The organism is Mesorhizobium sp. M0217 (assembly GCF_040321955.1).
Classification (GTDB): Bacteria; Pseudomonadota; Alphaproteobacteria; order Rhizobiales; family Rhizobiaceae; genus Mesorhizobium.
The window spans coordinates 248903-264262 of sequence record NZ_JAMYSN010000003.1; the positions used below are offsets into that span (position 1 = coordinate 248903).

Consider the following 15360-nt stretch of genomic DNA (forward strand, 5'->3'; position numbering starts at 1 on the left):
CGCCCATCCATAACAGGCTGCGAGCCGACACGGAAGTTTGTTGGATAAGCTCTGGACGGGGCCAGCCATATGCTGTTCAACGCGGTTCGCCATGACTGCCGTTCCCGACACCGAGGCCTCCGCCGTAGCCGCCAGCAATGCGCGGCGCGTGGCGTTGATCGTTGCCATCGCCTTTTTCATGCAGCTGCTGGATTCGACGATCATCTCGACCTCGCTGCCGCAGATGGGACAATCCTTCGGCGTGCCGGCGGTGGCGATGAGCATCGGCATCACCGCCTATATGCTGACCATGGCAGTGTTCGTGCCGCTGTCGGGCTGGCTTGCCGACCGCTTCGGCGCGCGCAACATCTTCCTGCTGGCGATCGTACTGTTCACGCTGGCCTCGCTGGCCTGCGGCTTCTCGCAGAGCCTTACCCAGTTCGTCGCGGCCCGTGTCGTGCAAGGCCTTGGCAGCGCGCTGATGACGCCGGTCGGGCGCATTCTGGTGCTGCGCAATGCGTCGAAATCGGAGCTGCTCAACGCCACGGCGCTGATCACCTGGCCGGCGTTGTTTGCGCCCGTGGTCGGGCCGGTGCTTGGCGGCTTCATCACAACCTATCTCTCCTGGCACTGGAATTTCTTCATCAACATCCCGCTTGGGCTGGTCGGGCTGGCGCTGGTCGCGCGCTTCATTCCGGGCGACCGCGCGGCCGATCCCAAGCCGCTGGATTGGCCGGGGTTTTTCCTCACGTCGCTGGGGCTCGCGCTGCTGCTCTACGGCCTTGAGCGCATCGCACATCCGGAAGACGGCGCCTTGCCCGCCGTGCTGCTGGTTGCCGCCGGCATCGTCATCGGCTGGCTGGCGGTGCGGCATCTCCGGCGCGCGCCGCATCCGCTGCTCGATCTCAGCGCGTTCAGGGTGCAGACCTTCGCCATCTCGACGCTTGCCGCCGGCACCATTTTTCGCGTGGCGATCAACGCCACGCCGTTCCTTTTGCCGCTGCTGTTTCAGGTCGGCTTTGGCCTTTCGCCGGTCGATGCCGGCTTGATGATCCTGGCCTACTTCCTCGGCAATCTCGGCATGAAGACGGTGACGACGCCGATGCTGCGACGCTTTGGTTTTCGCACGGTCATGGTCGTCAACGGCCTGATCGCCTCGGCCTCGATCATGGCGTGCGCGGCGATCTCGCCGGAGACGCCGCAGGCGCTGGTGGTAGCGCTGATGCTGATCGCCGGCCTGACGCGCTCGATGCAGTTCACAGCGCTGAATACACTGGCCTTCGCCGATATCGATGCGGCGCAGCGCAGCTCGGCGGCAACTTTGTCGTCCATGCTGCAGCAGATGTCGATGCTGTTCGGCGTAGCGGTGGCGGCTGCCATTCTGAACCTGTCGCAGATCGTCAGGCACCGGCCGGCGCTCGACCTCGTCGATTTTCGCATCGCCTTCCTGGTCATCGGCGCCATCGGGCTGGCGGCGGCGTTGCGGTTCCTCGTGCTGCCGCCCGGTGCAGGCGCCGAAGTTTCAGGCCACATGACCAGGACCTGAATTCGCGATTTTCGCCGCTCAGGCGGCAATTAATTGCGCCTTGTGCTTTCGCCTCAGAACGGCACCTTCGCGCATACACGCAATGGCGCAACGGAATGCCAAAAGCGCAGCCTTTTCCTAGGATTGCGCCAGTTCTAGCAATCGGTGCGTCCACTGGAAGATTATCACTGCCAACGGGCGTTCCGAGCGCGGATTCATTTGACGAAGCGGCGCCGAGCCGATTAGCTTTCTTCGGAAGGGGTGGCAGAGCTGCCATCGGGGCGAATGCAGACATGAACACGATTGGCTGGCCAAATGTCAGGAGCCTGAATCAGGAAGGCATTGTCTTTGCCATCGCCGTGGTGCTGTTCGTCGCCGCTGCCATTGGGCTGCCTGGTTTCATCGCTGCCAACAATCTCGTTGCCATCGTCCGCTCGGTGTCGGTGCTGGGCATTTTGGCGCTCGGCATGGCGGTCGTCATAATCGGCAGGGGCATCGACCTGTCGGCGGTGGCGATCATGGCGATGTCGGTCGCCTGGTATCTACAATTGCTCAACGCCGGAACGCCTGATGGGCTCGCCTTCGCCTATGTGCTGGCAGGCGTGCTCGCCATCGGCCTGCTCAACGGTTTTCTCGTCGCCTATGCCGACGTGCCGGCGATCTTCGTGACGCTGGCGACCGGCTCCTTCGTCTTCGGCTATGTCCGCTCGCAACTGATCACACAGGATGCGGTGCCGGTGCCTCAGGGCCATTGGGTGGAGTTGCTCGGCGGCCTGCGTTTCCTCGACATTCCGATCGAAGTGTTCGTCTTCGCCGGGCTCGCCTTCCTGTTCTTCGTGTTCCTGCGCTACACCAAATGGGGCCGCTACATCTATTTCGCCGGCGACAATCCGGTCGCCGCGCGCAACATCGGCATTCCGGTGCGGCCAATGCTGGTGCTGCGTTATGTGGTTTCGGCCTTTGTCGCGCTGATCGCCGGCCTGCTTACGGCGGCAAGCCTGCATTCGATCAACACCCGCGTCGTCAACTCGACGCTGCTCTATGACATCGTGCTGGTGGCGGTGATCGGCGGCATCGGCCTTTCCGGCGGGCGGGGCGGGGTGCGCAACGTGCTGGTGGGCGCTGCACTGATCGGCATCCTGTCGAACGCGATGACCATCATCGACATTCCGCTGCTCTATCAAAACCTGATCAAGGCGGCGATCCTGCTCGGAGCCATCATCGTCGACGGCATCATCAATCCGCGTGACGAACAGACCGCGCAGCAGGGCGACATCTAAGGGGTACCCGACCGGGTCATGCCGACCGGCCGGCAATAAGTGAAAAACAGAGGATGTGACATGAAACTGATCAGAACACTGATGGCGGCCGCCACGGCGCTTGCCGCTACCGCCTTCGTCGCGCCGACCTTCGCCGCCGACGATCCGGGCCCGGCCGCATACGCGCAGGCGCTCAAGGGCAAGCGCGTCATGCTGGTGCCGCTGGCGATGGGCTTCGACCTTGCGCAGGGCTGGTCGCACTATCTGAAGACGGAAGTCGAGGCCTGGGGCGGCACCTTCGAAACACGCGATCCGAACTGGGTCGTCGATGCCGGCGCACAGGCGATCACCGACGCGATCTCGTCCGACACAAGGCCGGACGTGCTGATCATCCATGCGCCGGATCTCAACTCCTATTCCAAGCTGATGAAGAAGGCGCAGGCTGCCGGAACCTACGTCATACTGGTCGACAATCCCGCCAACTTCCCGGCCGACGCCTTTGTCGGCAGTGACTGGGACCGGCTCGGCCAACTCGAGGCCGAAGCGGCGATCAAGGGCTGCGGCGAGAATTCGTCGAAGAAGATCGGCCTTGTGCAGGGTGATCAGGCCAACTCGTCCAGTCTCTACCAGTATGCCGGCATCATGAAGGTGCTGGAGAAGCACCCCGACTTCAAAGTCGTGGCCAAGCCCGACTCCAACTGGGATCCGACGACGTCGCGCAACGTGACGACGACAATGCTGCAGCAGAACCCCGACATCTGCTCGATCATCGACTTCTGGGATGGCGACGCCACCGGCGCATCCGCCGCCATCCGCGACGCCAAGCTCGACGGCAAGGTCTTTTTGGTCACCACCGGCGGCGGCGAGAAGGCGGCCGATTGCGACAAATTGCAGGACGGAACTTACGGCGCCGTGGTGATGACCGATCTGGCTCGCCAGTCCGGCGACATGAACGCTATCATCAAGTTCCTGCTGCAGAGCGGCCAGCCGGCCGGCACGTCGCACACCTACATCTACACACTGGAGAAGGCTACGACCAAGGCCGACCTCAAGCCCGACAGCTGCTGGGACCTGAAGGCGCTGCAGGCCGAAGCGGCGGCGAAGTAAGCCGCGCTTTTTCGACTGAAATAAACGAGGTGGCTGGACAATCCGGTCACCTCGTTCCCTCATGGAATAGCAGCCGCCGATGTCCTTTCGCGAACGCCTCCAGTCCTGGCGCTACAATCTCGTGCCCGACCATCTGGTCGGCGAAATCCTGACAAAACGCTGGACCGACAACGCCATTCCGTTCCTGGCGCTGGTGGCGACGCTCAGCGTGTTCGGCTCGATCATTCCCGGCTTCTTCAAGCTGACCTCGCTACAGGAATCGACCCGCCAGCTCGGCGAGTTCTCGATGGTGGTCACCGGCATGACGGTGGTGATGCTGGGCGGCGGCATCGATCTGTCCGTCGGTTCGATCTTCGCGCTGTCCTGCTTCTCCGCCGTCTATGTCTTCTTCATCCTCGAACAGTCTATCTGGCTGGCGCTGGCGGCATCGCTTGCCACCGGGCTCATCTTCGGCGCCGTCAACGGCTACCTCGTCGGCTATCTCAGGCTGCGCGCCTTTCTGACTACGCTGGTCACCTTCATTTTTGGCCGGGCGCTGTTCGATATTCTCGTCACCACCTATGCCGCAGACGTGCAGCTTTCCCAGGCGACATCCGATGTGCTCGACTTCATCGGCGACAGCACCTTCTGGGGGCTTTCGGTCTCGGTGTGGCTGGCGATCATTCTTGCCATCGTCACCCATATCGCGCTGACGCGCTCACGGCCGGGCTGGCATGTGCTGGCGGTCGGCGGATCCAGGCGCTCGGCGCACAATGCCGGCATTCGCGTGCGTCGCACCGTGTTCATGACCTATGTCTTTTCCGGCTTCTGCGCCTCGATCGGCGGCTTCCTGATCGCTTGCCGCCTGAGTGGGGCAGGGCCGGGCACCGGCCTCAACCTTGAGATCATGGCGCTGACGGCGGCGGTGGTCGGCGGCGTCAGCCTGGGTGGTGGCCGCGGCTCGGTCATCAAGGGGCTGATGGGCGCCATCATCGTGCTGACCATGACCAACGGGCTGATCCGGCTGGGCTATGGCACCGGCACCAACCAGATGGTGCTGGGCATCATGCTGGCGGTGGCGGTGACGATCGACATCCGCTGGCTGAAGAACCGCCATAAGGTGCTCAACGAAGTCTATGTCGCGCCGGTCTATCTCAAGATGGGCGAGACACAGTCTGCGGTGCCGGGCTCAGGCACGCCCTACGCGCTCGACAACCGGCTGTCGGCGGCCGACCATATCGGGCTCGGCGAGTTGGAAGGGCCGGAAGACGTCATCCTCGACCGCGACGACCATCTCTATTGCGGCACGCGCCATGGCGAGATCGTCCGCTTTTTCGCACCGGATTACGTTAAGTCGGAGGTGTTTGCCCATATCGGTGGTTTTCCGCTAGGCTTGGCCTTCGACAAATCGGGCAATCTGATCAGCTGCGTCGGCGCCATGGGGCTCTATTCCGTCTCACCGGATCGGGAAGTGAGGCGCTTGTCGGCCGAGACGTCGCGCTCCTGGACCTCGATCGTAGACGATGCGCGGCTGCGCGACCCCAATGATTGCGACATCGCGCCGGACGGGCGCATCTATTTCACTGACTCCACCAAGCGCTATGACGCCCACGATTGGGCACTGGACTCGATCGAGAACCGCGCCACCGGCCGGCTGCTGGTCTATGACCCGAAGGACGGTTCGACGAAGACACTGCTCGACGGCTACCGCTACACCAACGGTGTGTGCATGGCGCATGACGGCAAGTCGCTGTTCTTCGCTGAGAGCTGGGCCTGCCGCGTGCATCGCTACTGGCTGGAAGGGCCGAAGGCGGGCGCCGCCGAATGCGTCATCCGCGACATGCCGGGCTATCCCGACAACATCAACCGCGCCTCCGACGGCAATTACTGGATGGCATGGCTCGGCATGCGCACGCCGAGCTTCGACCTGTCGCTGCGCCATCCCGATATGCGCAAGCGCATGACGCGCCGGCTGCCGCAGGACGAGTGGCTGTTCCCCAACATCAACACCGGCGGCGTGGTGAAATTCAACGACAAGGGCGGCATTATCGAGGCGATGGGCGACCTCACCGGCGGCGCGCATCCGATGGTCACCTCGATGCGCGAGCACAAGGGTTTCCTGTTCGTCGGCGGCATCCTTAACAACCGCATCGGCCGCTACAAGATTGCGGGCGCCGACCCGAACTGGACCAGTTCCGCTTCTTATTGGCGAGCGAAGCCATGATCCTCGATCCTGTGCTCGACCTGTTTCGTGGCAAGGCGGTGACCATCCCACCGCTCGACGGTGCCTTCCGTCCCAACACGCGGCTGGACGAGGCGCCAGTGTTCGCCGATTTGACGGAGCCCGACAATCTTCTGGTTGCCGATGGCCGGCTGCTCGTTTCCAGCGGCAATGCGGTATATTCGCTTGCCGCAGGGGTGGAGCCGAAGGTTGTCGGGACCTTTCTTTCCCCCATCACGGCGCTGGCTCTATCACTGTCGGGCGAACTGACGGTGGGGTTGGAAAGCGGCAAGCTGCTGGTTGCCGGCAAGGAGGTTTCGCAGCCGGCCGGCGTCAGCTGCATCACCGCGCTTGCCTATGCAGACGACGGCACGTTGTGGCTGGCCAATGGCTCGGCTGAGCACACGCCGTCGCAATGGGCCGCCGACCTGATGAAGAAGGGCGCGTCCGGTTCGCTTTGGAGGCGGGACGCGGCCGCCGCCGAGTTCCGCAAAGTGGCCGGCGATATCGCCTTTCCCTATGGACTGCATCCCATTGGGCGGGATGTGCTGGTCAGCGAAAGCTGGCGCCATCAGCTCGTTCGCTTCGATGGTGCGACCGGTAGCCGCTCGACCATGCTGACGCATCTGCCCGGCTATCCCGCGCGCCTCGCGCCGGCCGGCGATGGCGGCGCGTGGCTGGCTCTGTTCGCGCCACGCAACCGGCTGATCGAATTCGTTCTCCAGGAAACCCACTATCGGCGCGACATGCTAGACCAGGTGGCGCCGGCCTACTGGATCGCGCCGGCTTTGGCCTCCAATCGCAGCTTCCTCGAACCGCTGCAATGCGGCGGCATCCGCACCATGGGCATCCACAAGCCCTGGTCGCCGAGCCGCTCCTATGGGCTGGTGGTCAGGCTCGATCAGAACATGCAGCCGCAATTCAGCCTGCACAGCCGCGCCGACGGCACGCGCCATGGCATCTGCAGCGTGGCGGAAACGGACGGCCGCCTGTTCATCGCCTCCAGGGGCGGCGATTGCGTGCTGGCCATCGACGCAGGAGGTCTCTGATGGAACCGATCGTGCGCCTGGAAAATGTCACCAAGAACTATCGCGGCGTGCCCGCGGTCAGACAAGTCAGCTTCGAACTGCGCAAGGGCGAAATCCACGCGCTGCTCGGCGAGAACGGCGCCGGCAAATCCACGCTGACCAAGATCATCGCCGGCGTCGTCGACGCCACCTCAGGCAAGATGTTCCACAAAGGCCGCGAGATCGCTTATGCGTCGCCGCATGCGGCGCTCGAGGCCGGCATCGCCATGGTGTTCCAGGAGACCAGCCTGGTGCCATCGATGACGGTGGCGCAAAACCTCTATCTCGGCACCGAAAAATTCCTCAACCGGCTGCGCGGCACCTACATTTCGGCGCAGCAGTTTTTGCAGTCGCTGAACTTTCCGGTCGACCCCAACGCCATGGTGGCGACGCTGGGCGCGGCCAAGCGTCAGATGGTCGAGATCGCGCGCGCCGTTCACCACAATGCCGAGATCATCATCTTCGACGAGCCGACGGCGACGCTGACGCCGGAGGAGAAGCGGCACTTCTTCGCGCTGATCCGGCGGCTGAAGGCGAACGGCGTCTCGATCGTCTTCATCAGCCATGCATTGGAAGAGGCGCTGATGATCGCCGACCGCATCACAATCCTGCGCGATGGCGAGCTGGTCATAACCGACGACACATCGGCCTTCGATCGCGACAAGATCGTCGCCGCCATGGTCGGGCGTACACTGTCGGGACAGATCTATCGCCAGCGCGACGAGGCCAGGCTGCGCAAGGCCGGCAAGAAGGTGCTGTCGGTGCAGGACATTTCGATGAGCAATGTCGTGCGCAACACCTCCTTCTCGATCTTCGAGGGACAGATCACCGGCGTGTTCGGGCTGATCGGCTCCGGCCGCACCGAGACCTTCAAGATCGTCTCCGGCATCTACAAGCGCGATTTTTTGCGCGGTGGCGCGATTGAACTCGACGACAGGCCGGTGCGCTATCTCGTGCCCAGTGAGGCGGTCGCCGACGGCATTGTCTATGTTACCGAGGACCGCAAGAGCGAGGGCATTTTCGAGACGATGGGCATCGCCGAGAACCTGTTCGGCGGGCTGCTGGCGGCGGGCCGCGAAAAGGCCTGGGTGATCAACCAGCAGGAGATGCGCACGCTTTCCGCTGAATGGACGAAGACGCTGAACATCAAGGCGATCAACGACAATGCCCGCGTGGTCGAGCTTTCCGGCGGCAACCAGCAAAAGGTGGTGATCGGCAAGGGGCTGGTGCAGCAGCCGCGTATCGTGATCTTCGACGAGCCGACGCGCGGCGTCGATGTCGGCGCCATCGCCGAGATCCACCAGATCATCAACCGGCTGGCCGACGAGGGATTGGCCGTCGTCGTTATCTCGTCCTACCTGCCGGAAATCATGAACCTGTCGGACCGGATTCTGGTGTGCCGGCAGGGCCGCATGGTCGAGGAGTTTTCGCCCGCCGAGGCGACGGAGGAGAAGATCATGTATGCGGCGGTTCATTAGGTTTCTGGTCGGTGTTTGAGGGTGCGCATAGGTCGCCAATTGGCGAAGGCCTCAGCGCCTTCGTCATCCTCGGGTCTCCGCGACGGCGCTTCGCGCCTGCTTCGCCCGTGAATGACGAAGCTGAGATGCTTCGGCCAATCGCCATGGTTCTGTCAGCATCAAAAACTGAATCGGAATAGCCGGTTAGCCGCCCTTGCTCGAGACCTGATTCAACCACCTGATCCACCGATTCAACGAAAGGAAACGCCATGGCCGCCACAAAACTCCTCAGCGATGCTGAGGTCGAAAAAATCCCGGTTGCGAAGGCTGTGTTCGATGACATCCGCGCGACGCGCAAATCGGATTTCGTCAACAATTTCTGGCGTGGGCTCGCCAACGATCCGGCCTTGCTGAAACGGACATGGGAACAGGTGAAGGTGGTGATGGCCACGGAGAGCGCCATCGACCCGCTGACCAAGGAAATGATCTATATCGCGGTGTCGACCGCCAATGGCTGCTCCTACTGCGTCCACTCGCATACGGCAGCTGCCCGCGCCAAAGGCATGACCGATGCGCAGCATGGCGAGATGGTGTCGATCATCGGGCTGGCCGGGCAGACCAACCATCTGGTGACTGCGATGCAGATTCCGGTCGATCCTGAGTTTGAAGTGAAGTGAGGGGCGGCTTTCGCTTCTCCCCTGTGGGAGAATGGAAAGCGTGCGCTATGCCGGTCTGTAAACCTTCTCTGCCGTATTCCAAAAGATATCCGCTTCCGCCACCGGACCGTGCTTCGCCACGGCTGCACGATGCGCCTTGATCAGTTCGGCGTGGCTGGTCCAGAGCTTCTCTATCGGGAAGTTGGAGCCGAACATCAGGTGGTCAGCGCCCAGAATGTCGATCGCATTGTCGACGATGTAGGCAATCAACGCCGGATCGTTGCGGTGGGCGAAGGTGCCGAGGCCCGACAGCTTGGCGTAGAAGTTCGGCGCTGTTGATAGAGTACTCAGGCCGGCTTTCCAGGCCTCGGTGGTTTCCGGCTCCATGCCGGTCAGCATGCCGGCATGGGTGAGGATGAAATTGGTGTCGGGGTTCTCGCCGACGAGCGTCAGCCCGTTCTTCATCTGGGCGGGGAAAAGCTGCAGGTCGAAGGACAGGCCATAGTCTTTAAGCCGCGCGACATTGGCCCGCACCCTGGGGTCGATGACCTGATCGGCCGAGGCAGCGAAGCGGAAGGCCGGCGTCTCGTGCCAATGCAGCTGCATGCGCACGCCGCGCAGCAGCGGGTACTTTTTCAATCGATCGATCTGGGGCCGGACATCGTCGACAGTCATATCGGTATAGCCGACGATAGCGTGCGGCCAGCCGGTCTGGTCGGCAGTCTTCTGCAGGAAGGCGACTTCTTTTTCGAAATCCTCCTTGGCCCAGTTGGTCTGGACATAGACGGCCTTCTCGACACCTGCGCCTTGCTGATCGGCGAGAAATTCCTCGATCGGATAGTCGCGGCGGATCGGTTCGTAGGGGCCGAAAATGCGCGGCACCATCGGCCCGACCAGCCATGGCTGGTCCTGCTGGCGCCAGATGTGGAAATGCGCGTCGATGGCTTTCTGCATCACGATACCCTTTTCCAGATTGCCGACGCCGCCGGGGCGGGGCGGGCGAGCGACAGGACGAAATCGGTGAGGCTCCCGAGCGACGAGCCGTCGATGAGATCGTCGAGATCGGGCAAGATGGCGCGCAACGCCGCCGTTGCCGGCTGGAAGCGCGGATCGCCGGCCAAAGGTGTGGCCAGCGACAGGCGAAAGGCGCGGGCGCTCAGGCGGCGTATCGCGGTCTCGAGATCGGCATGGTCGCCGCGCTCCAGCGCGTCCGACAGGATGATCACAGCAGCGCCGCGGGCGAAGGCTGAGAAACGGGGCACCGAGAGGAAGGCGAGCAGGGTCGGTCCCATGCGCGTGCCGCCGTCCCAGTCGTCTACGAGTGCCGCCGCTCGGGCGAGAGCCTGGTCGCGATCGCGGATACGCAGTGCGGACGTGATTCGGGTGAGCTGCGTGCCGAAGGTGAAGATTTCGGCACGGTCAGCACCTTGTACGGCGGCGTGAGCCAATTTGAGATAATCCGATGTATGCAGCTTCATCGAGCCGGAGACGTCGATCAGGATCAGCAGTTTGCGCGGCACCGTCTGGCGGCGGCGGAGCTGCGGCGAGGGGATATCGCCATCGGCGGTGACGATTTCCCTGAGCGAGCGGCGCAGATCGAGCTTGCCACGCGAATGGGTGCGCACGGTGCGGAATGAGCGGCGCGCGGGGAGGGCTGAAGCGAGCTTGCGGCGAAAGGCGGTCAGCCTGTCATCGTCACGCTGAAAATCGCGCGTGCTCAGTTGCTCCAGGCCCGACGACAGATCGCCGCCTTTCTCCTGGCGCGTGGTCTGTTTCTCCTCCTGGCGCGTGCCGTGATCGTCTTTGATGCGGGTTTCCTCGTCTTCCTCGCCTTCGATCGAGGGTTGGCCATCGCCATGGAAGTGATTGCGAAAATGCGCCTCGAATTCGCCGCGGCGATCGGGCGGGGGGGCAAGCGTTGCGAGCGCCGCCTCGCGGATGTCGGCCATCGAGCGGGGACCGAGCAGGGTGACCGCCTGCATGAAGCTGGAGACCTGCTCGGGGGCGACGGCAAAGGCGTGGCGGCGCAGCAGCCGGGCGAAGTGGAGGAAGGGCGCGGAGGCGAGAGGAAGGGTTCCCTGACGCATCATTCCTTCGCGCCCCCCTCTGTCCTGCCGGACATCTCCCCCACAAGGGGGGAGATCAGCAGCTTTGGCGCTTCGGTTCTTTCTGCGCCGCTGGAGATTGGCGAAAGCCAGGATGACGGCTGATCTCCCCCCTTGTGGGGGAGATGTCCGGCAGGACAGAGGGGGGCGCTGTCCCGCCAGCGTTGCAGAGTGCCCAGGTGAGGCCACCTCGCTATGAACGAGCTGTTGACCTCACACGTCACCCCAGCGCCTCCTCGACAATCTGGCCAAGCTCCGGCGCGATCGCGGACAAATCCTCCTCGTCCTTGATAAGCACACCGATGGCTCGGCGGAAGGCTTGCGGCCATGGGCTGCCGCCTTTCTCCAGTATGGTGGCGGCGTTGGCCCATTCTACGGCCTCGGAGATGCCGGGCGGCTTGGCCAGCGGGCGGACGCGGATCTCCTGCACAGCGGCCGCCACGGCGCGGGCGGTGGTCTCGGCGACATCGCCGGCGCGCAGCATGATGATGGCGGCTTCGCGCTCGGCGTCGGGATAGCCGATCCAGTGATAGACGCAGCGGCGCCGGAGCGCTTCGGCGAGTTCGCGGGTGCGGTTCGACGTCAGGATGACGATCGGCTGCGCTTCGGCGCGGATGGTGCCGCGTTCGGGAATGCTGATCTGGAAGTCGGAGAGGAATTCCAGCAGTAGCGCTTCGAATTCGTGGTCGGAGCGGTCGATCTCGTCGACCAGCAGCACGCGCTGCTCCGGCGCCCGCAGCACCTGCAGCAATGGCCGCGCGATCAGAAAGCGGTCGTCATAGATGTCGATCTCGTGCTCGCCGGCATGGCGGATGGCGAGCAACTGGCGCTGGTAGTTCCATTCATAGAGCGCGTGTGCTGCGTCGATTCCTTCATAGCATTGCAGCCGCACCAGATCGCGGCCCAGCAGCTGCGCGATCGCCTTGGCCGCTTCGGTCTTGCCGACGCCGGGCGCGCCTTCGAGCAGCAACGGCTTGCCCAGCCGTATGGCCAGGAAGATGGCGGTGGCCAGGCTGTCGTCGGCGAGATAACGCGAAGCGGCGAGACGGGATGCCACCGCCTCCGGTGAGGTCGCGACAGTCTCTGCGTTCGGCTCCTGCATGTCGTCCTCAGTTCGCCGCTTGCGCCTTCAGCGCGCGCAATATGCGCTCCGGCGTGATCGGCAGCGTGTCAATGCGCACGCCGACGGCGTCGAAGACGGCATTGGCAACCGCGGGGATCTGCGGGTTCGCGCACATTTCGCCTGGCCCTTTGGCACCGTAAGGACCATCCGCCGACGGCCGCTCCAGCACGATGATCTCGGTTTGGGCGAGATCGCCCGGTCCCGGCATCAGATACTGGTTGAAGTCGGTGCCGCCATGGTCGCGGTTGGGATAATAGGGCTCGGTCGTTTCGTAGAGCGCGTGGCTGATGCCCATCCAGGAACCGCCGACCAGTTGCTGCTCGACCATTTTCGGGTTCAGCGCGCGGCCGATCTCAAAGACGTTCTTGACGGTCAGCACCGTAACCTCGCCCGTCTCGTCATCGACCTCGACCTCGGCCACCGCGCAGGCATGGGCGTAGCAGGTCGACGGCTTCATCGCGCCGGTCTCTTTCTCCGGATAGGAGCGCGGGATCAGGAACATGCCGCGGCCTGAGATCGAGCGGCCACGCTTGAAATGAGCCGACAGCGCGACATCGAAGATCGAGATCGACTTTTGCGGCGCGCCCTTGACCAGAATGTTGCCCTCGCCATCAGTTTCGAGATCGGAGGCGTTCACCTCCAGCTCTTCCGCCGCCACTTCCAGCATCACCTGGCGCGCTTCCTTGGCCGCCTGGATGACGGCGTTGCCGGCGCGGTGGGTGCCGCGCGAGGCGAAGGTGCCCATGCAGTGCGGACCGGTGTCGGTGTCGGCGGTGTCGATGGTAACCCGGTCCGTCGGCACGCCGATGGTCTCGGCGCAGATCTGCGCCATGATCTGCTTCAAGCCCTGACCGAGATCGACGCTGGAAAGCGTCACCATGAAATTGCCGGTCGGCGTCGAATGCACCAGCGCCTGCGTCGGGTCGCCGCCAAGGTTCATGCCCGTCGGATAGTTGATCGCGGCGACGCCGCGTCCGCGCCTTAGCGCCATCTCAAGCTCCCTTCTTGTAGGAGGACATCGCCATATACTTCTCCGCCACAGGCCAGTTGGCGGCGCGCGACGCCTCCTGCATACACTCGATCAGCGCCGCTCCTTCGGTCGGCTGGCGATGCGCCTTCATGTCGCCATCGCGATAGGCGTTGATGAAGCGGAATTCGAGCGGGTCCATGCCGATCAGCCGCGCCAGCTTGTCCATCTGCACCTCAAGCGCGAAGTCGCCGATGGTGACGCCGAAGCCGCGCATCGCGGAGGAGGGTGTGCGGTTGGTGTAGACGCAGTAGGTGTCGATCCAGACATTGGGGATGGTGTAGGGGCCGGGATAGTGCGCGGCACCCTTCTGCGCCCCATAAGGCGAGTGGCGCGAATAGGCGCCGGCATCGGTATAGCCGGTCACCTTGCGCGCAACGATGCGGCCATCGTTCATCACGCCGTCCTTGATGATTATCTTTTCGGCGGCGCGGGGTGAGGAGATCTGCATCTCCTCTTCGCGGCTGTAGATGAAGGAGACGGGACGTCCTGTCAGCCTGGCGCCAAGAATGGCGATCGGCTCGACGATGACGTCGACCTTGCCGCCAAAGCCGCCGCCGACAGTGCCGCCGACGAAATGCAGTTTGGAGCCGGGCATCTGCAGGATGATCGACGCGTTGTCGAGGGTGAAGAACATCGCCTGGGTGTTGGTGTAGCAGGTGAAGCGGTCATTGCCTTCGGGCACCACGACGCAGCCCGTGGTCTCGGTCGGCGCATGCTCGATCGGCGAGGACTGGTAGCTCTGTTCCAGGATGTGGTCGGCGCCAGCGAAGCCCGCCTCGACATCGCCGAAGCGCACCTTGCGGCATTCGCCGCTGTCATAGAGGTAATAATTCTGGCCGTGATATTCGTTGACCAAAGGCGCGCCGGGCTTCAGCGCTTCTTCCATGTCGAAGACGGCCGGCAGCACCTCATAATCGACCTTGACCTTGGCTGCCGCTTCCTGAGCCGCGCGCTCGGTCTCGGCCAGCACCGCCACCACGGCCTCGCCCTTCCAGCGCACCTTGCCGTCGGCCAGCACCGTTTCGTCTTCCGGTCCGACCTGGATCAGGATCAGGATGGTGTAGACATTGTGCGGCACATCCTTGGCGGTGAGGATTTTCACCACGCCGGGATGCTTCTCCGCTTCGGAAGTGTCGATCGAACGGATGCGGGCATGGTGGTGCGGACTGCGCACCATTTTCAGGTGAAGCATATTCGGGAAGTTGCGGTCGGCGAAATAGGCGGTCTTGCCCGTCACATGTCCCGGCGAATCCAGCCGAGGCCGCCCATGGCCGATCTCGTGCAGGCCGTCCTTGCGCTGATCGGCGAAATAGTTTTTGCGCAGTTCCATTCTTTTGGTCCTTAGGCCGCGTTCTGCGAATTGGCTCGGGCCGCGGTCAGCACCGCCTGGATGATCGGCTCGTAGCCGGTGCAGCGGCAGATATTGCCGGACAGCGCCTCGACCACATCCTCGCGGCTCGGATTGGGCGTGTGGTCAAGCAGCACCTTGGCGGCCATGATCATGCCCGGCGTGCAGAAGCCGCATTGTGTGGCGAAGGCGTCGAGGAAGGCACGCTGCAGCGGATGCAGGACGCCGGCCTCAGCGAGGCCCGATGTGGTGCGAATGTCGGCGCCGCCGCAGGTCTCGGCCAGCGTCAGGCAAGAGAGCCGGAGTTCGCCGTCGATGATGACCGAACAGGCGCCGCAGGTGCCCTGGTGGCAGCCGCCCTTGGGCGAGGTGTCGCCGATCTTGTCGCGCAGCGCGTGCAGCAGCGTCGTGCCGCTGTCGACAAATTCGGCCTTCTCCGAGCCGTTGAGCGTGAACTGAACCGGAACCTTTGCCATGTTTTCCTCCCAGCGCGCCTGCCCGGTT

Annotated in this window: 13 protein-coding genes; 7 read left to right on the forward strand and 6 right to left on the reverse strand. The window is 63.5% G+C overall.

Annotated features, from left to right (window positions below; genetic code table 11):
* Positions 1 to 91 precede the first annotated feature (91 nt).
* The 7 genes from NKJ18_RS08210 to NKJ18_RS08240 all read left to right on the forward strand — a co-directional run bounded on the left by NKJ18_RS08210 (position 92) and on the right by NKJ18_RS08240 (position 9271).
* Positions 92 to 1525: a DHA2 family efflux MFS transporter permease subunit gene (locus NKJ18_RS08210; protein WP_352758068.1), complete on the forward strand. Its 1434-nt coding sequence runs from the start codon at positions 92 to 94 to the stop codon at positions 1523 to 1525.
* Between the two features lie 272 nt (positions 1526 to 1797).
* Entirely contained in the window at positions 1798 to 2784 is a 987-nt protein-coding gene (locus NKJ18_RS08215) for an ABC transporter permease (protein ID WP_023699681.1), read from the forward strand.
* Positions 2785 to 2844: 60 nt separating this feature from the next.
* Positions 2845 to 3870 carry a sugar ABC transporter substrate-binding protein gene (locus NKJ18_RS08220; RefSeq protein ID WP_023668177.1) on the forward strand — a complete coding sequence of 342 codons (1026 nt, stop codon included), beginning with the start codon at positions 2845 to 2847 and terminating at the stop codon, positions 3868 to 3870.
* A 79-nt stretch (positions 3871 to 3949) separates the two neighbouring features.
* Positions 3950 to 6073, forward strand: a complete 2124-nt coding sequence (locus tag NKJ18_RS08225) for an ABC transporter permease (RefSeq protein ID WP_023823206.1) — start codon at positions 3950 to 3952, stop codon at positions 6071 to 6073.
* Complete coding sequence (locus NKJ18_RS08230) at positions 6070 to 7119, forward strand: SMP-30/gluconolactonase/LRE family protein (protein WP_023823205.1); 1050 nt, start codon at positions 6070 to 6072, stop codon at positions 7117 to 7119. The genes NKJ18_RS08225 and NKJ18_RS08230 overlap by 4 nt, the downstream gene beginning before the upstream one ends.
* The gene (locus tag NKJ18_RS08235; protein ID WP_023714820.1) at positions 7119 to 8615 is read left to right on the forward strand and encodes a sugar ABC transporter ATP-binding protein; all 1497 of its coding nucleotides are present in this window, start codon (positions 7119 to 7121) and stop codon (positions 8613 to 8615) included. Before NKJ18_RS08230 ends, NKJ18_RS08235 begins: the two co-directional genes overlap by 1 nt.
* 248 nt (positions 8616 to 8863) lie before the next feature.
* On the forward strand, positions 8864 to 9271 hold the full coding sequence (locus NKJ18_RS08240; protein WP_023823204.1) for a carboxymuconolactone decarboxylase family protein: 408 nt from the start codon (positions 8864 to 8866) through the stop codon (positions 9269 to 9271).
* Positions 9272 to 9316: 45 nt separating this feature from the next.
* Here the strand turns inward: NKJ18_RS08240 and NKJ18_RS08245 are convergent, their stop codons facing one another.
* The 6 genes from NKJ18_RS08245 to NKJ18_RS08270 form a co-directional block, all read right to left on the reverse strand.
* Complete coding sequence (locus tag NKJ18_RS08245; protein WP_023705629.1) at positions 9317 to 10204, reverse strand: amidohydrolase family protein; 888 nt, start codon at positions 10202 to 10204, stop codon at positions 9317 to 9319.
* The gene (locus NKJ18_RS08250; RefSeq protein WP_023823203.1) at positions 10204 to 11340 is read right to left on the reverse strand and encodes a vWA domain-containing protein; all 1137 of its coding nucleotides are present in this window, start codon (positions 11338 to 11340) and stop codon (positions 10204 to 10206) included. The genes NKJ18_RS08245 and NKJ18_RS08250 overlap by 1 nt, the downstream gene beginning before the upstream one ends.
* A 235-nt stretch (positions 11341 to 11575) precedes the next feature.
* Positions 11576 to 12457, reverse strand: coding sequence for an AAA family ATPase (locus NKJ18_RS08255; protein WP_023673040.1), 882 nt, complete (start codon positions 12455 to 12457; stop codon positions 11576 to 11578).
* Positions 12458 to 12464: 7 nt separating this feature from the next.
* The gene (locus NKJ18_RS08260; protein WP_023673041.1) at positions 12465 to 13469 is read right to left on the reverse strand and encodes a xanthine dehydrogenase family protein molybdopterin-binding subunit; all 1005 of its coding nucleotides are present in this window, start codon (positions 13467 to 13469) and stop codon (positions 12465 to 12467) included.
* 1 nt (position 13470) lies between these two features.
* Positions 13471 to 14838 (reverse strand): xanthine dehydrogenase family protein molybdopterin-binding subunit, encoded by a 1368-nt coding sequence (locus tag NKJ18_RS08265; protein ID WP_023673042.1) that lies wholly within the window; start codon positions 14836 to 14838, stop codon positions 13471 to 13473.
* Between the two features lie 11 nt (positions 14839 to 14849).
* On the reverse strand, positions 14850 to 15332 hold the full coding sequence (locus NKJ18_RS08270) for a (2Fe-2S)-binding protein (RefSeq protein ID WP_023673043.1): 483 nt from the start codon (positions 15330 to 15332) through the stop codon (positions 14850 to 14852).
* Between the last annotated feature and the right edge of the window lie 28 nt (positions 15333 to 15360).